Below are 17,069 nucleotides of genomic sequence, written 5' to 3'. Positions count from 1 at the left end.
CAACCCCGCCGCGGACCGCGGCGAGGTAGGCGGCGAACGGCACCACGAAGCCGCCGGGGACCGGCAGCCCCGCCCGCAGCAGCGCGCCGAGCGCGCCGCCCTTGCCCCCGCAGGTGTCGGCCGCGGCCTCATCGAGGGGTACGATCATCCGCCCCGCCCTTCAACAAAATGTTGACGATGTCCCGCCGATTGTGAATCATGTGGCGCATGCAACGCAACCACGACCCCGTCCACGCCACGAACGCGGACCAGCTTCAGGCCCAGCGCGAGAAGGAGGCTCGCCGGCGGCTCCTGGCCCTGGGCGCCGACCTGCTCGACCCACGCCCGTGGCAACCCGCGCCCGTCCCGCCGTCGGCGGTCGACCTGACGCGGTTCGCCGTCTGGCGCAACGCCGGCCTGGAGCCGGAGGACATCCTGGGCGCGCTGGCCCTGCTGCCCGCCGCGCGCGCCGAGGTCGAGGCGATCGAGTCCGCCCTGCTGTTCACCGCCCGCAGCGCCGGGCTGACCTGGGCGCAGATGGCGGAGGCGATGGGGTTCAACTCGCCGCAGGCGTGCCAGCAGCACTACACCCGCCTGACCACCCGTCAGGAGGCCGGCTCATGACCCGGAGCTCCGCGCCGGACCTGCTGGCGCTGCACGCCGTCCGCGTCACCGGCTTCGCCGACACCCCGGTGCTCGCCCGCCGGTACGCGCTCGGCGTGGCCGAGACGGAGGAGGAGCTGCTCGACGCCGAGGCGCGCGGCTGGGTGAGCCGCTCGGAGTTCGCCGGCACCGGCGGCTGGTCGCTCACCGAGGCGGGCCGGGCCGAGGACGAGCGGCGCCTGGCCGCCGAGCTGGACCAGGCCGACGGCGCCGAGGAGGTGCACGACGTCTACCGCGAGTTCCTCCCGCTGAACGCCCTGCTGCTCAAGGCGTGCACCGACTGGCAGCTACGCCCGGACGGCCGCGACCGGCTCGCCGTCAACGACCACTCCGACCCCGCCTGGGACGCCCGGATCCTGCACGAGCTCACCGTCGTCGGCCGCGCCCTCCAGCCGCTCGCCGACCGGCTGACCGGCGTCCTGGCCCGGTTCGGCGGGTACGACACGCGCTTCGCCGCGGCCCTGGCCCGCGCCCGCAACGGGGAGGGCGCCTGGGTCGACCGCACCGACGTCGACTCCTGCCATCGCGTCTGGTTCGAGCTGCACGAGGACCTGATCTCCACCCTCGGCCTCGACCGCCGCGCCCACTCCTGACCGCCGGCGCACGTCCCGTCGGCTCAGCCCCGGCCGCCGCCCAGGGAGTCCAGGACGGTGGGCAGGTCGGTGCGCGGGCCCCGGTTGTAGGGCTGCCTGGACAGCAGCATGCCCATGGCGCAGGTGTCCGACACGGCGGCGAAGATCAGCCCGGCCCCGATGCCGGCGGCGATCCACCTGGCCCGCGGAAGACGCATGCTGATCAGCACCGAGCCGAGCACGATCGAGCCCGCCACCAGCCGCACCTGGCGTTCCGGCGACCGGCGCGGCGTCCCCGTGACGACCGGGGCTCCGGCGGGGTGTCGGCGGTGGTCATGAGATGCCCTTGTCGAAGGTCCGGGACCGGTCGGGTCAGTCGTCGGTGATGGTCAGGCCCGCCTCGGCGGCCGCCGCGTAGGCGTCGTCGATGTGCACCACGCGGCGTCCGGCGCGGGCGAGCAGGCTGGTGGCGGCGGCCGCCCGGTAGCCGGAGCCGCAGTGCGTCCACACCGTGCCGGCCGGGACGTCCGCCAGGCGGTGCGGCAGGTCGGGCAGCGGGATGTGGGTGGCGCCCGCGACGTGGCCGGCCCGCCATTCGTTGGTCATGCGCACGTCCAGCACGACGTCCGGGGCGGGCAGATGTGCGGGCGCGCGCCCGGCGCGGACGGCGGCCAGGTCGGCGAACGTGGCCACCGCCAGCTCGCCCAGCCGGTCGTCCTCGCCGCCGGCCCACCGGCCGGGGTCGCCGGTCGCGGCGGCGGCCGGGCGGTCGACGCCGATGCGGGCCAGTTCGCGCTGGGCGGCGGCGACCTGCCCGGCGTCCTCGCCCAGCAGGGTGATCGGCGCGCCCCAGGGAGCCATCCAGGCGAGCCAGGTGGACATGGGGCCGTCGAGGCCGAAGCTGAGGGTGCCGGTCAGGTGGCGGCTGGCGAACGCCTTGCGGGAGCGCAGGTCCACCACCCATTCCCCGGCCGCGATCCGCTTCCTGAGCTCCTCGGGGTCGGCGGTCCGTACGGGGGTGAGGTCGATCGGGCCGCCGCCCGCGGAGTTGCGCGGGCCCATGTGGGCGTAGTAGGCGGGGTAGGCGTCGAGACCGGCGAGGGTCTGGGCGACGAAGTCGTCGGCCTCCAGGCGCAGCGCCGGGTTGGCCTGCCGCTCGCGGCCGATCGTGGAGGCCGGGGCGTCGGCCTGCGTCGCCGAGCAGAAGCTGCCGAAGCCGTGGGTGGGCCACACGTGGGCGCCGTCGGGCAGCAGGTCGGCCAGGCGGTGCGCCGAGGTGTGCTGGCGGTGGGCCAGGTCGTGGGCGTGCTCGGCGCCGAGCAGGTCGGTGCGGCCGGTGGTGCCGAAGAGCAGGGAGCCGCCGGTGAAGACGCCTTCGGGGCCGTCCGGGCCGGTCAGGATGTACGACAGGTGGTGGAAGGTGTGGCCGGGCGTGGCCACCGCCTGGACGCTCATGGCGCCGGACAGCGTGACCTCCTCGCCGTCGGAGATCGGCCGGCGGTCGAACCGCACGGTCTCGTCGGCGGCGACCAGGTAGGCGGCGCCGGTCACCCGGGCCAGGGCCAGACCACCCGAGACGTAGTCGTTGTGCAGGTGGGTCTCGGCCACGTGGGTGATGCGCACGCCGAGCCGTCCGGCCAGGGCGAGGATCCGGTCGATGTCCCGCTGCGGGTCCACGACCAGGGCGACCTGCCCGTCGTGGGCGAGGTAGCTGCGGTCGCCCAGGGAAGAGGTCTCCACCACCTCGATGTGGATCGTGCTCATCTTCTTCGCCGCCTTCGTGTCGTTCGCGGTCGGTTTCCGGTCGGGGACGGTCCTACCCATTGATACCCCGGGGGGTATAGGGGAGGCAAAAAGACGGGCATACTCGGGCGTACGCGTTCAGTCGTCGCCTTCGGATGCCCGTGGGGAGATCAGGACAGGGCCAGGAACAGCTTCTCCAGCCGCTCCGGCGTGATGGGCGGCTCCTCGCCACGCTCGCGCGCCGCCTGGCACTGTTGCAGGCCGGTGGAGATGATTTTGAAGCCGGCCCGGTCCAGGGCCTTGGACACCGCCGCGAGCTGGGTCAGCACCCGCTCGCAGTCGTCGCCGTTCTCGATCATGGCGATCACCCCGCCGAGCTGGCCGTGGGCCCGCTTGAGCCGGGTGAGCGCCTCGGCCAGGACGGCCGCGTTCATGTCCATTCGCTCCACCTCCACCGCCAATATACCCCCCGAGGTATTGTGCCGCGCACGTCGCGCATGTCCGGCCGCGATGGAGGCGGAGGCGGTCACGGGGCGGGGGTGAGCCCTTCGGCGATCTTCTTCAGCTCGGCGGACACGGCTCCGGCGTCGCGGAACTCCTTGGTGTATCCCGGGCTGAACATGATCTCGGCCCACTGCCGGTCGCCCATGCGGAGGAAGAGGGTGGGCGTGCCCTTCATGCCGTCCTCACCGACGTCCTGGACGACCAGGTAGCCGCCGCGGTCGCCGACGGTCACCTCCTCGCCGTCCTCCTCGTCGCGGTAGGCCGCGATCCGGTCGCCGACCTCCTGGACGGCCCCCTGCTCGTACATGTAGACCTGCACCCGGTAGGAGCCCGGGTCGTCGCCCTCGTAGATGTAGGCGGTGGTGTACTTGTCGCCGAAGTCCAGCGACCAGCCGGACCACTTGAGCCGCTCGGGCAGGTATCCCACCTGGACGTGCCCGAACTTCTTCCCGTCGCCCAGGTCGCCGAGGCTCGGCGGTTCCGACGGCTGGGGCGGGGTGTCGTCGATGGCGGGCGGCTCCGGCGTCACGGAGATCGTGACCTGGCCGCCCGTCGCGGTCATCGTGCTCGCGCCCAGGTACGCCACGGGCGCGGCCACGACCGCCACGGACGCCGACAACGCCGCGATCCGCCCCCTCGCCCGCCTGCGCCGGGACCCGCGCACCACCCGTTCCACCAGGTCGGGCGCGGCATGCAGCCGGGCGGTCTGCTCCGTCATGAGCCGGAGGAGCTCCTCCTCAAGCGTGGGCATTCCTGATCACTCCTTCCACTGTCTCCCGTCCGAGGGCCGAACGGAGTTTGGCCGTCGCCTTCGACGCCTGGCTCTTGACCGTGCCGACCGAGCAACCGAGCACCTCGGCGGTCTGCGCCTCGCTGAGGTCCTCCCAGTACCGCAGGACGATCACCGCCCGCTGCCGGGGCGGCAGGGCGCGCAGCGCGTCCATGAGCACCTGGCGCAGGTCGGTATCGGTCGCCCGGTCCGGTGTGTCCGGCGGGCTGTGCATCGGGATGATCCTGAGGATCGCCCGGCGGCGGGCCCGGCTGATGGCGGCGTTGACGATGACACGGCGCACGTAAGGTTCGGGGCTGTCGTGGCGGACCCGGTCCCAGTTCCGGTAGGTGCGCTCCAGCGCGGTCTGCAGCAGGTCCTCGGCCTCCGCCTCGTCGCCGCAGGCGAGGTAGGCGACCCGTAGCAGGCTCGTGGCGCGTGCGGCCACGAACGCGCCGAAGTCGTGTTCCGTGGCGCTCACGGCTGTCTGTCCGATTTCACGCTTCCTTATACGCCTGGGCGTCGGCGGCGGTTGCCCGCGGCGGCGAGGGAGGACGGCGGGCAACCCTTCGGGGGGTTCAGGCGTATGGAGGGTCATGACTTCGTATTCATGGACCGCGGCGGCGACGTTCCGCCGCCTGATCGCCATGGGCGCCGGGCTGGTGGTGGGCGCCGCCCTGGGCACGCCGGCGCCCGCCGCGGCGGCCCCGCCGGAGGGCGCCTACTGGCACGTCAAGGAGCTGCTCAGCATGCGACAGCCGGAGCGGTTCGGCACCAGGGCGCACCCGTACTCGCTGGTCAAGAGGCAGATCACGGAACGGTGGACCACCCCCGACGGCAGGGCCTGGTACGCCTACCGCGAACTCGGGACGACGCCGCCGACCCCGGCCGACAAGAAGGCCTGGCAGCTTGACGGCTCACCCGCCAAGTGGAGCGAGTCGATCGACGGGAAGACCGTGCGGCTGTCCACCGAGCCGACCAAGGGCCACCTGGGGACGGTGCGGGAGCGCGTGCAGTTCGAGCTGGCCGGGCAGTTGCTGACCTATGACGAGGTCCAGCGCCTGCCCGCCGACCCCGCCCTGCTCAAGGACTGGCTCACCAGGGCCGGCCGGGTCAGCCGCATCCCCGAGAGCGCCCTGCCCGGCTGGGTGGCCGGGACGCTGCCCCAGCTGCTGCACGTGCTGCCCGCGCCGAAGGAGGTCCGCACCGCCGCCTACCAGGCGATGCTCACCATGCCGGGCGTGCGCGCGGACGGCAACGCCAAGGACGAGCTGGGCAGGCCGGGCGCCGTCGTCGTGATCGACACGGTGAACGGGACGGGCGAGCCGGCGATGCGGACGAGGGACCGGCTGATCGTCGACACCGGCAGGATGGTGCTGCTGGCACAGGAGTACACCGGCGGTCGTGGCGGGAAGGGGCCCGGGAACTCGTCCGTCACGACCCTGGCCGAGGTCGGCTGGACCGACGCCCGGCCCGCCGTACCGGCTCTGCCCTGACGTTCCGGCTCTGCCCTGACGTTCCGGCCCCTGCGCTGACGTTCCGGCCTCGCGACCGACGGCACGGCGGGGGCGGCCGTCAGTCGCGGAGGACCTCCACCCAGTAGCGGCCCTCGCCGTCGCGGTGGGCGCCGTGGATGTCGGTGGCCAGGTCGGGGAAGGCCCGGTCGAAGTCCTCCAGGGCCCGCAGGTAGCTCATCAGCGGGCCGTCGGCCGCGCCGGTCGCCTCGCCGGGCATCAGCATGGGGATCCCGGGCGGGGTGACCACCACGGTCGCCGCCACCACCCGCCCGGCCAGCCGGGCCAGCGGGACCCGCTCGGTACGGGAGCGGATCATGGCCTGGTAGACGTCGGCGGGCGTCGCGACCGGCTCGGGCAGCGCGGTGAAGACCTGGTCGAGCAGCGCGCCCACGCCCGAGTCGCGCAGCTCGGCGTGCACCTCGGCGCAGAACGCCCGCAACGACGCCCCGGACGGCCCGAACCCGGGCAGCACGTCCGCCAGCGCCCTGTCGTCGTCGTAGGCGTTCTTGAAGTCGGTGAGCGCGTCGATCAGCGTGCCCCACTTGCCCTTGGTGATGCCCATCGAGAACAGCACCAGCAGCGTGTGGTCGCCGGTCTTCTCCACCACGATGCCGCGCCGCTGCAGGTAGGCGGCCACGACCTTGGCCGGGATGCCCCACTCCAGCGTGCCCCCTGCCGCGTCCGCGCCGGGGCAGGTGATCGTCACCTTGACGGGGTCGAGCAGGGCGTAGTCGTCGCGCATGCCGTCGAAGCCGTGCCAGGCGGCGCCGGGTTCCAGCACCCAGCAGCGCGGCTCCGAGCACAGCAGCGCCGGGTCGGCGTCGGCGAAGGGCACGGCCCGGCCGGTGTGCGGGTCGAGCACCGAGGGCGGCTGCCAGAGGCCGAAGAACCAGCCGGGCCGGCCGCCGTCCTCGCGGATGCGGGCGGCCAGCCGGGTCATCGCCTGCCGGAACCGGACCGCCTCGACGATCGCCTCGCCGGTCAGGAACGAGCCCGAGGGGCCGTCCATCATCGCCGCGGCCACGTCGAGGGAGGCGATCATCGGGTACAGCGGCGAGGTCGAGGCGTGCATCAGGTACGTCTCGTTGAACGCGTCGTAGTCGACCGGCGCCCGCGGCGAGGGCCGGACGTGCAACATCGCCGCCTGCGACAACGCGGCCAGCAACTTGTGCGTGGACTGCGTGGCGAACACGGTGGGACGCTCCGGGCCGGGCAGCGTGCGCTCGTCGACCGACATGGCGTACCGGCGTGAGTAGAGCGGGTTGAACCGGCCGTAGGCGAACCACGCCTCGTCGAAGTGCAGCCGCGGCACGCTGGCGCCCAGCAGCTCGGCGACCCGGACCGCGTCGTAGCAGACGCCGTCGTAGGTGGAGTTGGTGACGACCGCGTACGCGGGGTCGCCCGCCGCGAGCGGATGGGCGGCCACCCGCGCCCGGACGGCGGGCGCCTCCAGCGCGGCGGCCGGGATCGGCCCGGCCAGCCCCAGGCCGTTGCGCTCGGGAACCATGTAGACCGGCCGCGCGCCGCTGATCGCCAGCGCGTGCTGGATCGACTTGTGGCAGTTGCGGTCGACCAGGACGGTGTCGCCGCGGGCGATCGCGTGGTGCCCGACGATGCGGTTGGCGGTGGAGTTGCCGTTGACCACGAAGAACGTGCGCTCGGCGCCGAAGACGCGGGCGGCGTTGTGCTCGGCCTCGCCGATCGGGCCGGTGTGGTCGAGCGGCGAGCCCAGCTCCCCGACGGAGATCGACAGGTCGGTGCGCAGCAGCCGCTCGCCGTAGAAGTCGAAGAACGCCCGGCCCACGGGCGACTTCAGGAACGCCACGCCGCCCGCGTGCGCCGGGGTGTGCCAGGAGTAGGGGTGGTGGTCCTCCAGGTGCAGCAGCGCGCGGAAGAACGGCGGGAGGATCTGGTCGGCGTACTGGTCGGCGGCGTGCGCGATGCGCCCGGCGATGAACTGCGGGGTGTCCTCCAGCGGGAAGACGTAGCCCTGGATGACCTCGTACACCCACAGCGGGAGCTCCTGGTCCTGGGTGATCAGGAAGACCGGCAGGCCGCGGAAGCGCTTGGCCACGGCGGCCAGCAGGTCTTCGGCGCCGGGCGCGTCCCAGGCGGCCAGGATCGCCGTGAGCGAGGCGTCGGACCCGACCACCGCCAGGGCGTCGGCCGTGCGGCGGGTCCAGCGCACCTGCAGGCCGAGCTCGCCCATCTCGGCGCACACCCGGCGGATCTGCTCGGCGAGCGCCGAGTCGGCGTCGGGGTGTTCGGTGACGGCGGCCAGAACCGTTCGCTCCATACGGCACTCCGTGGTCGATCAGAAACAGGGGACTCCCTGATCGTAACTCCAAGGAATGACAAAGACACGGTAAGTGACGAAAGCCTGCCGGGTGCTCAGTCGGGCGTGTCGCCGCGCCGCGCGGCCGCGCCGGGGCCGGGCAGCAGGTCGACGTCGGCGGCGTGCATCGGGGTGCCGCAGTGGGCGCAGCGCAGCTCCGCGGCGCTGATCTCGCCGCAGGCGTGGTGGCGGTAGAGCACGGGCGGCCCGGCCCCGCCCGCGAGCCACCTGTCACCCCATGCGGCCATGACCATGAGCAGGTCGACCAGCTCGGCGCCCTTGGCCGTCAGGTGGTATTCGTGGCGAGGCCGCCGGTCGTAGGGGCGGCGTTCGAGGACGCCGTGGTCGACGAGGTGGGTGAGGCGTTCGGTCAGCACCTTGCGGGAGATGCCGAGATCGGTCTGGAGCTGGTCGAATCGCCGCACCCCGGCCCACACGTCCCGCAGGATCAGCGGCGACCACGGCTCGCCGATCACGTCGAGGGTACGGGCGATGGAGCAGGCCATCTCCGCGAAGTTCGTGCGCTGCATGGACCCCACCCTACCTTTCGGGGTTCCCTGAAGGAACTCTCGCTGCTACGGTTACAGAGTCTCCTCAAGGAACTCCAGAACCCGGAGAGAACCCATGAAACTCGACCCCGGCGTGCGCGGCGTGCTCGACGGCACCCCGATCGCCCACCTCGCCACCGTCCTGCCCGACGGCGCTCCCCATTCCGTCCCGGTCTGGATCGGCACGCACGGCGACCATGTCGCCGTCCTCACCGGCCCGCGCTCCCGCAAGGCGCTCAACCTGCGGCGCGACCCGCGGGTCGCGCTCTCCCTGACGCCGCCCGGCGACCCGTTCCGGCCGGTGCTCGTCCGGGGCAGGGTCGTGGAGTGGGTCGAGGGCGAGGCGGGCTGGGAGATCGTCGACCGGATCGCCGCGAAGTACATCGGCGGTCCCTACTCGCGCGCGGAGGAACGGGTCGTCGTGCTCATCGAGCCCGACCGGCAGAGCGTGGGCTGACCCCCGCCGTCGGGTGCGGGGGTCTCCCGGCGCCGCCGGTGGTAGCTGACGGCGGCGGTGGCCAGCGCGGCGCCCCACACCGGCCAGAAGCACTCCGGCAGCCAGGCTCCCCACTCCTCCAGGGCGAACCGGCCGGCCACGGTCCAGCGGATGTAGGTGAGCCCGGCCACCGTGATGATGATCGAGACGAACCCGGCCGGTACGACCGCCAGCAGCGGCGGCACCCGGCGGCCGCGCAGCCCCGGGATCCAGCGCGGGAACACCTCGCCCCACCGCTGGACCAGCCCGAGGGTGAGCACGCCGCCCAGCGCCCCGAACGTCGCCAGGTACGCCCCCGCCAGCCACAGCCCGTCCTCGCCCGCGGCCAGGAACTCCGTGCTCACGCCGAGCGGGATGCCCAGTGCCCACGCCCACCGGGTGGCGCAGTAGACCAGCGGCACCGCGACCGCCACGTACACCGCGATCCGCCCGCGCGCCGGGGTGAACCAGTTCCCGCGCCCGCGCCCGTGGTCCCGCGCGGCGGCGGCCAGCAGCAGGCCGCCCAGCACGCACACGAGCTGGTTCAGCACCGGCCACGGCCAGGCGTCGGCGAACGTCGCGCCGCCCAGCCCCCAGCCGAAGAGGGGGGCGACCAGGAGCAACGGCGTGTAGGCGACGCCCATCATCAGCCGCGAGTCGGGCACCACCAGCACCAGCAGCGCGGCGATCGGCCAGGCCAGGAAGACCGGCACCCGCCTCCATGCCCCCTTCGACGGGCGCTCACCGCCACGGTGGCTCGGCTCGGGTGGGCGCGGCCCGGGTCCGTTCGCCGGGCGGGGGCCATCGCGGCGGGTCAGGGCCAGTGCTGTGGCGGCCACCAGCGCCGCGAACGCCGCGATCCACCAGCCGAACGGCGGCGCCGTGCCGGCCAGGATCGACAGCGCGCCGTCGGGGTCGGGATCGTCGGCCCCCCAGGGATAACCGGGCGCCCCGAGCGCCCACGCCGCGCCGAGCAGGCCGTAGGCGACCGCCCACAGCGCCGCCGCGTACCCGTACCGGCCGGAAGTGAAGATCGTCATGCCGACGAGCCTCCCAGCGCGGGCGCCCGGCGGGCAGATGCCGTTCGGCACCTCCTGCCGGCCGCGGCAGTGCCGTTCGGCACGTGGGGCGCGCCGGCGCGGGCGCATATCGTGTCCCGGGTGAACGTGCTGTGGATGGTCGCCGCCTCACTGCCGGCGGCGGTCGCCGTCGCCGTGGCGGCGACCGGGTTGTTCCTGGCCGGCAGCAGGGCCAGGTGGCTTACCTGGCTGACCCTGGCGGCCGCGGGCGGGTCCCTGGTGGTCACGACCCTGTGGCTGGCCGCCGGGGGGCCGTCCACGCCGGGCGTCGGCGCGCTGGGCATGGCCGAGAGCGCGGGGCTGACGGTCGCGGCGGGCCTGGTCGTCCGGTACGCGCCGGTCCGCCGGGCCGTGCCCGCGGCGCTGCTCGCGGGGCTCGCCGCGGCCACCTGGCTGCCGCGCGTCTTCACGCCCGCCTCGCCGCTGGAGGCGCTGGGGGCGTGCGCGTTCTGGGGGGTGGGCGTGCTGGCGGGCGCCGCCGTGGGCGCCTATCTGCGCCTGCTCGACGTACGGCAGCGGCGGGCGGTGGCCGACACGAGCACCGTCCTGCGGCTGCGGCTGGCCGGCGACCTGCACGACTTCCTCGCCCACGACATCAGCGAGATGGTCGCGCACGCCCAGGCGGGCACCGTCGCGGGTGATCCGCTGCGGGCGCTGGAACGCGTCGAGGCGGCCGGTCAGCGGGCCCTGTCCACGCTCGACCGCACGCTCGACATGCTTCACCACGACCGGCCCCTCGGCCCGTCCGGCGACCTGGACGGCATCGCCGAGGCCGCCGCGCGCTTCTCCGCCGCCGGACCGGCGCACGTCGGCGTGCGGATCGACCGCGCGGCGGCCGTCCCGGCGGAGACGGCGGCGCTGGCCTACCGGATCGTGATCGAAGGGCTGACCAACATCCGGCGGCACGCGCCCCGGGCCCGCCGCGTCGAGCTGTCCGTCACGACGCCGGGCGACGTCCTGGCGCTCACGCTGACCAACGACGGGACGACCGGCGCGGCGGGCCGCCGCCGCGGCGGCGCGGGCCTGCCCGGCCTGGCCGCGCTCGTCGCGGAACAAGGAGGCGAGCTGGTCGCGGGGGCCGCGCCGGACGGGTGGTCGCTGGCGGCGCGGCTGCCGCTGCGACAATCTCCCGGGTGAGCATCCGCATCCTCGTCGCCGACGACCAGGAGGGCATCCGCGACGCCTTCCGCCTGATCCTCGACGCCCAGCCCGACCTGACCGTGGTGGCCGAGGCGGCCGACGGCCGCACCGCGATCGACACCGCCCTCGCCGTCCGGCCGGACGTGGTGCTCGCCGACATCCGCATGCCCGGCGCCGACGGCATCGAGGTGACCCGCGCCCTGTCCGGCACCGGCATCCACGTGGTGGTCGTCACCACGTTCGGGCTGGAGGAGTACGTCCGGGCGGCGCTCAGGCACGGCGCGGCCGGGTTCGTGCTGAAACGCTCGGGCCCCGCGCTGCTCGTCGAGGCCGTCCGGGCGGCCGTGAACGGCGACATGCTCATCAGCCCCCAGCTCACCGTCCGGCTGCTGCGCGGGAGCGGCCCGGAACGGGAGGTCTCGGACGTGGTGCTGACGGAGCGGGAGGACGAGATCGTGGCCCTGGTGGCTCAGGGGTGGACCAACGCGGAGATCGCCGCCGAGCTCTTCCTGTCCCCGGGGACGGTGAAGAACCATGTCGCCGCGGTCCAGCGCAAGATTGGCGCGAGGAACCGCGTGATGATCGCGGGATGGGCGTGGGCGACCGGCAGGGCCCAGCCGTGACGGGGTGTGCCCGTCCGTGCCGTGCCGCCGGTCAGGGGAGGTGGCGGGCCAGGTAGAGGGCCGTCTCGACGTTCAGGGCGACCTGCTCGCCGAGCGTGTCGAGGAGCGTGCCGAACAGGTTCTCGCGCACGTCGTCGGCCAGGATGCGGTAGGACGACTGGGTGGACAGCAGGGCGACGTAGTCGGCGGTCGAGACCGTGCGTCCCGACCGGTAGAGCCGGGTGCCGAGGTCGCCGAACTCGGGCGGCAGCCCCATCTCCCCGGCCCACTCACGTGCCCCGGCCGCCTCGCCGATGGGCCTGCCGATCGGGCCGGTGTTGGGCCTGATGTGCGGGGCGAACCGCTCGTGCGCGGCCAGCAGCCTCGCGGTGACCCCCTCGTCGGCGGGCCAGTCGACGTTCCAGAACAGGGCGAGCCCGCCGCCCGGGGCCAGCGCCGCGGCGGCCCGCTGCCAGCGCACCTCCTTGTCGACCCAGTGCCACGCCTGGGCGCAGTACAGCAGGCCGAACGCCTGTTCCGGGACGTACTCCTCGAACGAGGAGACGGTGACCGTCACGTTCGGCCGGTCGGCGGTCCGCCGGGCCAGCACGGCGGCCATGGCCGGATCCGGCTCGGTGGCCACGAGCTCGATGCCGCTCGCCGCGAACAGCTCCGTCGCCTTCCCCGTGCCCGCGCCCACCTCCAGCGCGGGCCCGCCGGCGTAGGCCAGCACGTCCGCGGCCAGCTCCGCCGGGTAGCCGGGCCGGACCCTGTCGTACTCGTCAGCGACTTCGCCGAAGACCCTTCCTTGAATGCGTTGTGTTGTCATGTACCCGATCCTGATTCATGATCGTCCGGGGGCGCAACCCCGCCGGTGCACATTGAGTACGCGCTACTCAGGCCGTACGGGCCCCGCGACCGCACGCTTGGTCGCATGAAGACACACATCCTTCGCCCGGCGGCCGTCGTCGCCCCGCTGCTCGTCCTCGGGCTCACCACCGCCCCGGCGCCCGCGTCGGCCTCGGCGTCGTCCGTCTGGGCCGCGTCCAACGTCCAGCTCGTCAACCGGCAGACCGGCAAGTGCCTGACCATCGCCGGAGGCGTCAGCACGGAGAACAACGTGCACGCCGTCCAGTACGACTGCGACAGCCACCCCTCCCGCCGCTGGGACGTCTGGGGCTACTCCAGCGCGGCCCTGCAGGTCAGGAACCGCCAGACCGGCAAGTGCCTGACCATCGCCGGAGGCGTCAGCACCGAGAACAACGTCGTCGCCCTCCAGTACACCTGCGACACCCACCCCTCGCGCTACTGGGCGCTCGGCACCCGCGTCGGCCAGTACGTCGAGTTCCGCAACGTGCAGACCGCCAAGTGCCTGACCATCGCCGGCGGGGTGAGCACCGCCAACAACCTGGAGGCCGTCCAGTACACCTGTGACGGGCACCCGTCCCGGTTCTGGGAGATCCGCGACTACTACGGGAGCTGACCAGGGCGCCGTCCCCGGCGGCGCCGGGGACGGCGAGCTCCGGCGCCCGGCGGCCGGCCGCTCACCGGGAGCGGGGCCTGAGCAGGGTGTCGAAGAGGGTGTCCAGCAGGTCGCGGGGGATGCCCGACCCGGTCAGGGCGCCGTAGACGACCGGGCCCAGCAGGGCGTCGAGGGCCGGCCCGGGGGCGAGGGCGGGGGAGATCTCGCCGGCCGCGGTCGCGCGGGCGAGCAGGTCGCGTTCGCGCGCACGGCGGGGGCCGAGGTAGCGCTCGTGGAAGCCGGCGGCCGTGCCGGGATGGTGCTGGGCCTCGGCGAGGAGGGTGAGCAGGACCTTGCCGGCCGGATCGCCGGTGACGAACCGCGCGAAGTCGTGCAGGTAGCCGCGGATGTTCTCCGCCGTGGGCCGCTCGACGGGGACGGGCAGCCGCTTGCCGCTGTCCTCGATGAGCGTGTCGAGCAGGATCTCGACCTTCGACGGCCACCAGCGGTAGATCGTCTGCTTGGCGACGCCGGCGCGGCGCGCGATCGCCTCCATCGTCAGGGCGCCGAAGCCGTGCTCGACGAGCAGGTCGTCGGTGGCGTGCAGCACGGCCAGGCGCGCGGCCTCGTCACGCCGGTTGCCGGAGCGCGCGCGGCGCTGCTCGGGGTTCACGGCTGGCATGCGGGACACGATACCGGCCCCCGGATGCGTGCTACTGTCTAGACGCAACGTTGCGTCTAGACAAATGGAGTGGCCATGTCCCTCACGGCCGACCGGCAGGCCCTCGTCATCGGCGCCTCCCGCGGGCTCGGGCTCGTCCTCGCCGGCGAGCTGGCCCGGCGCGGCCGGCGCGTCGTCGCCACGACCCGCGCGGACGACCGCGAGCTACGGGCGCGCGCCGGCGCCTGGAACGGACGCCTGGAGATCGAGCGGCTGGAAATGACCGACCCCGGGCAGCTGGCCGCCCTGCGCGAGCGCCTGACCGGACGCCGGCTCGACCTGCTGTTCGTCAACGCCGCGATCGACCGCGGCGACCTGCCGATCGGCGAGGTCCCGACCGGCATGTTCACCGAAGTGATGATCACCAACGCGCTGAGCCCGATGCGCGCCCTGGAGTCGCTGCGCGGGCTCGTGGCGCCCGGCGGGACGGTCGCGGTCATGTCGTCCGAGCAGGGCAGCGTCTCGCGCAACGACGAGCTCTACAAGGCCAGCAAGGCCGCGCTCAACCAGCTCATGCGCAGCTACGCCACCCGCCACGGGGACGACGGCCACACCAAGCTGCTCCTCGACCCGGGCCACAACCGCACCCGGCTGGGCGGGCCAGGCGCGCCGCTCCTGCCGGAGGAGAGCGTCCCGGCCGTGGTGGACGTCCTGGAGGCGCAGGCGGGCCTGCCCGGCCTGCGGTTCCTGGACCGCCACGGGGAGACCGTCCCCTGGTAGCCGCCGGTCAGCCGGTGGGCGCGCCCAGCAGGGGCAGCCACACCTCGTCCACGATCTCGGCGATCGACTCCTCCGGCACCCGGCGCATCGTGACGAGCATGTCGTGCCGGAGCAGGTCGAGCGGCAGGTTCACCACCCTGGACGAACGCGGCACGTCGGGCAGCTCGCCGCGCTCGACCGCCCGGCCCACGATCGTCTCGAACGCGGTCGCCTGGCCGGGCGGCAGCAGGGTGTCGCGCAGCTCGGTGAGGCTGGTGCCGGTCTCCCGGAAGTAGTCGGCGAGCTGCACGCTCATCAGCGTCAGCATGCCCGCGCGGTCGTCGCCGGCGTTGCGCAGGAACCCGACGGCGTCGTCGCGCAGGCTGCCGGTGTCGGGTACGTCGATCAGCCGCCAGAACTTGGCGAGGGTGGCCAGCAGCAGGTCGTCGCGCCGGGGCCAGCGCCGGTAGAGCACCGGGCGGCTGGTGCCGGCGCGGGCGGCGACGGCCTCGAAGGTGAAGCCGTGGTAGCCGTGCTCGACCAGCACGTGCCAGGCGGCGTCGAGGATGGCGTCCGCCAGCGCGGAGCCGCGACGGCGGGACGCGCCGCCGGGGGCACGGTGCTTGAGATTCACTTGCGTATCTTATCGCGGCGCCCTACGGTGACCGGAATTAGATACAGCCCTGTACCCAAAGGACCGTCCATGATGTTCGACGTCATCGTCGTCGGCGCCGGGCCCGCCGGCCTCTTCCTCGCCTGCGAGCTGCGCCTGGCCGGCGTCCGGCCGCTGGTGCTGGAACGACGGCCGGAGCCCGACCTGTCGGACAAGGCCCACGGCCTGGCCGGGCAGGTCGTCCGGCTCCTGGACCACCGCGGCCTGTTCGAACGCTGCGGCGGCCGGGGCGTCCCGGCGCCCGCGCCGGGCCACTTCTTCGGCGGGATGCCGCTGCCGCTGCACACGCTCGGCGCGGCGAACCCGATGTACCTCCTGCCCTGCGACCAGCGCGACCTCGAACGGGTGCTCGCCGCGCGCGCGGCCGAACTCGGCGCGGAGGTGCGGCGCGGCCAGGAGGTGATCTCCTTCGGCCAGGACGACGACCGGGTCGAGGTCGTGACCCGCGGCCCCGGCGGCGCCGAGACCACCCTCACCGCCCGCTACCTGGTCGGCTGCGACGGCGGCCACAGCACGGTCAGGAAGGCGGCGGGCATCGGCTTCCCCGGCGTCAGCGACGACCACGTCGTGGACCGCTCGGCCCTCATCGGCCCGAGCGAGCACTTCCGGATCCTGCCCGGCGGGCGCGTCCTGATCGAGGGGCTCGGCGAGATCCCGGCCCACTTCCACCGCACCGATCGCGGCGTCTTCACCCTCCTGGCCCACGACCCGCGGCGGCCGCTGATCAACACGGCCGAGTGGGAGGACCACCCGGCGGGCGGCTTCCCGGGGCCGGGCGCGCCGATGACGCTGGCCGAGATGGAGAAGAGCGTCGAACGCGTCCTCGGCGTGCGCCTGCCGCTGAGCCGGCCGCCCGAGGGCGCGCCGGTCATGCTGCGCCGGCTGTGCGGGCGCAACACCCGGCTCGCCGACCGCTACCGCGCCGGACGGGTCTTCATCGCCGGCGACGCCGCCCAGGTGAGCCACGGGCCCACCCTGAACCTGGCGCTTCATGACGCCGCCAACCTGGCCTGGAAACTCGCCGCCACGCTGCGCGGACGGGCCCCGGAAGGGCTCCTGGACAGCTACGAGACCGAGCGCCGCGCGTGCGCCGGACGCGTGGTCACCCAGACCCTGGCCGCGACCGCCCTGCTGGCGCCCGGCGCCGAGGTCACCGCGCTACGACGGCTGTTCGCCGAGCTCCTGGGCCGTACGGAGAACCTGCGCATGATCGCCGAGCTGATGGCGGGCGGCGACGTCCGCCACGACATGGGGGAGGAGCGGCCCGCCGGGCCCACCGGCTGGTTCGCGCCGTCCCTGGCGCTGACCACCGGCGACGGGCGGCCGCGGCGCCTGGCCGAGCTGATGCGCGACGCCCGCCCCCTGCTCCTGGACCTGACCGGCGGCGACGCCCTGGCCACCGCCGCCGCGCCCTGGCTCGGCCGGGTGCGGCACGTGGCCGCCACCGCCGCCACCGCCGCCGACGCCCCCGCCCCGGCGCTGCTCGTCCGGCCGGACGGCTACGTCGCCTGGGCGGGCGCGGCCCCCGACGGCCTCAGGGCATCCCTCGCCCGCTGGTTCGGCCCGAGCTGAGCCCGGCCGCCCGTCC

General features: G+C 74.1%; 20 protein-coding genes. 9 read left to right on the top strand and 11 right to left on the bottom strand.

Features of this window, described 5'->3' with window-relative positions; all coding sequences use genetic code 11:
* Window positions 1-207 precede the first annotated feature (207 nt).
* Window positions 208-603, top strand: a complete 396-nt coding sequence (locus ABZ444_RS47485) for a DNA-binding protein (RefSeq protein ID WP_358010984.1) — start codon at window positions 208-210, stop codon at window positions 601-603.
* Complete coding sequence (locus ABZ444_RS47480) at window positions 600-1,235, top strand: transcriptional regulator (RefSeq protein WP_358010981.1); 636 nt, start codon at window positions 600-602, stop codon at window positions 1,233-1,235. Before ABZ444_RS47485 ends, ABZ444_RS47480 begins: the two co-directional genes overlap by 4 nt.
* 23 nt (window positions 1,236-1,258) lie before the next feature.
* On the opposite strand, the gene ABZ444_RS47475 is transcribed toward ABZ444_RS47480, so the two are convergent.
* The 5 genes from ABZ444_RS47475 to ABZ444_RS47455 all read right to left on the bottom strand — a co-directional run bounded on the left by ABZ444_RS47475 (window position 1,259) and on the right by ABZ444_RS47455 (window position 4,711).
* A complete protein-coding gene (locus ABZ444_RS47475; RefSeq protein WP_358010979.1) occupies window positions 1,259-1,480 on the bottom strand; it encodes a YgaP-like transmembrane domain in 222 nt (73 codons plus the stop codon).
* A gap of 106 nt (window positions 1,481-1,586) precedes the next feature.
* A complete protein-coding gene (locus ABZ444_RS47470; protein ID WP_358010977.1) occupies window positions 1,587-2,978 on the bottom strand; it encodes an MBL fold metallo-hydrolase in 1,392 nt (463 codons plus the stop codon).
* A gap of 149 nt (window positions 2,979-3,127) precedes the next feature.
* A complete protein-coding gene (locus tag ABZ444_RS47465; RefSeq protein ID WP_357987995.1) occupies window positions 3,128-3,397 on the bottom strand; it encodes a metal-sensitive transcriptional regulator in 270 nt (89 codons plus the stop codon).
* Between the two features lie 86 nt (window positions 3,398-3,483).
* The gene (locus tag ABZ444_RS47460; RefSeq protein WP_358010975.1) at window positions 3,484-4,212 is read right to left on the bottom strand and encodes a hypothetical protein; all 729 of its coding nucleotides are present in this window, start codon (window positions 4,210-4,212) and stop codon (window positions 3,484-3,486) included.
* On the bottom strand, window positions 4,199-4,711 hold the full coding sequence (locus ABZ444_RS47455) for a SigE family RNA polymerase sigma factor (protein WP_358010973.1): 513 nt from the start codon (window positions 4,709-4,711) through the stop codon (window positions 4,199-4,201). Before ABZ444_RS47455 ends, ABZ444_RS47460 begins: the two co-directional genes overlap by 14 nt.
* Window positions 4,712-4,826: 115 nt before the next feature.
* Between ABZ444_RS47455 and ABZ444_RS47450 the strand changes: the two genes are divergently transcribed.
* Window positions 4,827-5,726, top strand: a complete 900-nt coding sequence (locus ABZ444_RS47450; protein ID WP_358010971.1) for a hypothetical protein — start codon at window positions 4,827-4,829, stop codon at window positions 5,724-5,726.
* 79 nt (window positions 5,727-5,805) lie between these two features.
* Here ABZ444_RS47450 and ABZ444_RS47445 read toward each other — a convergent pair whose 3' ends face one another.
* Together ABZ444_RS47445 and ABZ444_RS47440 are read right to left on the bottom strand one after the other, a co-directional pair.
* Window positions 5,806-8,043: an Orn/Lys/Arg decarboxylase N-terminal domain-containing protein gene (locus tag ABZ444_RS47445; RefSeq protein ID WP_358010968.1), complete on the bottom strand. Its 2,238-nt coding sequence runs from the start codon at window positions 8,041-8,043 to the stop codon at window positions 5,806-5,808.
* Between the two features lie 95 nt (window positions 8,044-8,138).
* Entirely contained in the window at window positions 8,139-8,612 is a 474-nt protein-coding gene (locus ABZ444_RS47440; RefSeq protein ID WP_358010966.1) for a helix-turn-helix domain-containing protein, read from the bottom strand.
* Between the two features lie 94 nt (window positions 8,613-8,706).
* Here ABZ444_RS47440 and ABZ444_RS47435 point away from each other — a divergent pair, with 94 nt between their 5' ends.
* The gene (locus tag ABZ444_RS47435) at window positions 8,707-9,087 is read left to right on the top strand and encodes a PPOX class F420-dependent oxidoreductase (RefSeq protein WP_358010963.1); all 381 of its coding nucleotides are present in this window, start codon (window positions 8,707-8,709) and stop codon (window positions 9,085-9,087) included.
* Here the strand turns inward: ABZ444_RS47435 and ABZ444_RS47430 are convergent.
* Window positions 9,024-10,145 carry a hypothetical protein gene (locus ABZ444_RS47430; protein WP_358010960.1) on the bottom strand — a complete coding sequence of 374 codons (1,122 nt, stop codon included), beginning with the start codon at window positions 10,143-10,145 and terminating at the stop codon, window positions 9,024-9,026. The genes ABZ444_RS47435 and ABZ444_RS47430 overlap by 64 nt on opposite strands.
* A 120-nt stretch (window positions 10,146-10,265) precedes the next feature.
* Between ABZ444_RS47430 and ABZ444_RS47425 the strand changes: the two genes are divergently transcribed.
* Both ABZ444_RS47425 and ABZ444_RS47420 read left to right on the top strand, forming a co-directional pair.
* On the top strand, window positions 10,266-11,321 hold the full coding sequence (locus ABZ444_RS47425; protein ID WP_358010958.1) for a hypothetical protein: 1,056 nt from the start codon (window positions 10,266-10,268) through the stop codon (window positions 11,319-11,321).
* Complete coding sequence (locus ABZ444_RS47420; RefSeq protein WP_358010956.1) at window positions 11,318-11,947, top strand: response regulator transcription factor; 630 nt, start codon at window positions 11,318-11,320, stop codon at window positions 11,945-11,947. Before ABZ444_RS47425 ends, ABZ444_RS47420 begins: the two co-directional genes overlap by 4 nt.
* A gap of 31 nt (window positions 11,948-11,978) precedes the next feature.
* On the opposite strand, the gene ABZ444_RS47415 is transcribed toward ABZ444_RS47420, so the two are convergent.
* On the bottom strand, window positions 11,979-12,755 hold the full coding sequence (locus ABZ444_RS47415) for a methyltransferase domain-containing protein (RefSeq protein WP_358010954.1): 777 nt from the start codon (window positions 12,753-12,755) through the stop codon (window positions 11,979-11,981).
* 105 nt (window positions 12,756-12,860) lie between these two features.
* Between ABZ444_RS47415 and ABZ444_RS47410 the strand changes: the two genes are divergently transcribed.
* On the top strand, window positions 12,861-13,409 hold the full coding sequence (locus tag ABZ444_RS47410) for an RICIN domain-containing protein (protein WP_358010952.1): 549 nt from the start codon (window positions 12,861-12,863) through the stop codon (window positions 13,407-13,409).
* 61 nt (window positions 13,410-13,470) lie between these two features.
* Here the strand turns inward: ABZ444_RS47410 and ABZ444_RS47405 are convergent, their stop codons facing one another.
* A complete protein-coding gene (locus tag ABZ444_RS47405) occupies window positions 13,471-14,070 on the bottom strand; it encodes a TetR/AcrR family transcriptional regulator (RefSeq protein ID WP_358010949.1) in 600 nt (199 codons plus the stop codon).
* A gap of 75 nt (window positions 14,071-14,145) precedes the next feature.
* Between ABZ444_RS47405 and ABZ444_RS47400 the strand changes: the two genes are divergently transcribed.
* Window positions 14,146-14,829 carry an SDR family oxidoreductase gene (locus ABZ444_RS47400; protein WP_358010947.1) on the top strand — a complete coding sequence of 228 codons (684 nt, stop codon included), beginning with the start codon at window positions 14,146-14,148 and terminating at the stop codon, window positions 14,827-14,829.
* A gap of 7 nt (window positions 14,830-14,836) precedes the next feature.
* On the opposite strand, the gene ABZ444_RS47395 is transcribed toward ABZ444_RS47400, so the two are convergent.
* Window positions 14,837-15,442 carry a TetR/AcrR family transcriptional regulator gene (locus ABZ444_RS47395; RefSeq protein ID WP_358010944.1) on the bottom strand — a complete coding sequence of 202 codons (606 nt, stop codon included), beginning with the start codon at window positions 15,440-15,442 and terminating at the stop codon, window positions 14,837-14,839.
* 69 nt (window positions 15,443-15,511) lie between these two features.
* On the opposite strand from ABZ444_RS47395, the gene ABZ444_RS47390 reads away from it, so the two are divergent.
* A complete protein-coding gene (locus tag ABZ444_RS47390; RefSeq protein WP_358010942.1) occupies window positions 15,512-17,053 on the top strand; it encodes an FAD-dependent monooxygenase in 1,542 nt (513 codons plus the stop codon).
* Window positions 17,054-17,069 lie beyond the last annotated feature (16 nt).

Origin of the sequence: Nonomuraea sp. NPDC005730 (assembly GCF_040630865.1) — a bacterium.
Lineage (GTDB): Bacteria > Actinomycetota > Actinomycetes > Streptosporangiales > Streptosporangiaceae > Nonomuraea.
This window is presented reverse-complemented; position numbering and strand designations above follow the sequence as displayed.

Coding starts and splice junctions, on each gene's coding strand:
- ABZ444_RS47485 (WP_358010984.1), top strand. CDS start 208: ATGCAACGCAACCACGACCCCGTCCACGCCACGAACGCGGACCAGCTT.
- ABZ444_RS47480 (WP_358010981.1), top strand. CDS start 600: ATGACCCGGAGCTCCGCGCCGGACCTGCTGGCGCTGCACGCCGTCCGC.
- ABZ444_RS47470 (WP_358010977.1), bottom strand. CDS start 2,978: ATGAGCACGATCCACATCGAGGTGGTGGAGACCTCTTCCCTGGGCGAC.
- ABZ444_RS47465 (WP_357987995.1), bottom strand. CDS start 3,397: ATGGACATGAACGCGGCCGTCCTGGCCGAGGCGCTCACCCGGCTCAAG.
- ABZ444_RS47460 (WP_358010975.1), bottom strand. CDS start 4,212: ATGCCCACGCTTGAGGAGGAGCTCCTCCGGCTCATGACGGAGCAGACC.
- ABZ444_RS47450 (WP_358010971.1), top strand. CDS start 4,827: ATGACTTCGTATTCATGGACCGCGGCGGCGACGTTCCGCCGCCTGATC.
- ABZ444_RS47445 (WP_358010968.1), bottom strand. CDS start 8,043: ATGGAGCGAACGGTTCTGGCCGCCGTCACCGAACACCCCGACGCCGAC.
- ABZ444_RS47440 (WP_358010966.1), bottom strand. CDS start 8,612: ATGCAGCGCACGAACTTCGCGGAGATGGCCTGCTCCATCGCCCGTACC.
- ABZ444_RS47435 (WP_358010963.1), top strand. CDS start 8,707: ATGAAACTCGACCCCGGCGTGCGCGGCGTGCTCGACGGCACCCCGATC.
- ABZ444_RS47430 (WP_358010960.1), bottom strand. CDS start 10,145: ATGACGATCTTCACTTCCGGCCGGTACGGGTACGCGGCGGCGCTGTGG.
- ABZ444_RS47415 (WP_358010954.1), bottom strand. CDS start 12,755: ATGACAACACAACGCATTCAAGGAAGGGTCTTCGGCGAAGTCGCTGAC.
- ABZ444_RS47410 (WP_358010952.1), top strand. CDS start 12,861: ATGAAGACACACATCCTTCGCCCGGCGGCCGTCGTCGCCCCGCTGCTC.
- ABZ444_RS47405 (WP_358010949.1), bottom strand. CDS start 14,070: ATGCCAGCCGTGAACCCCGAGCAGCGCCGCGCGCGCTCCGGCAACCGG.
- ABZ444_RS47400 (WP_358010947.1), top strand. CDS start 14,146: ATGTCCCTCACGGCCGACCGGCAGGCCCTCGTCATCGGCGCCTCCCGC.
- ABZ444_RS47390 (WP_358010942.1), top strand. CDS start 15,512: ATGATGTTCGACGTCATCGTCGTCGGCGCCGGGCCCGCCGGCCTCTTC.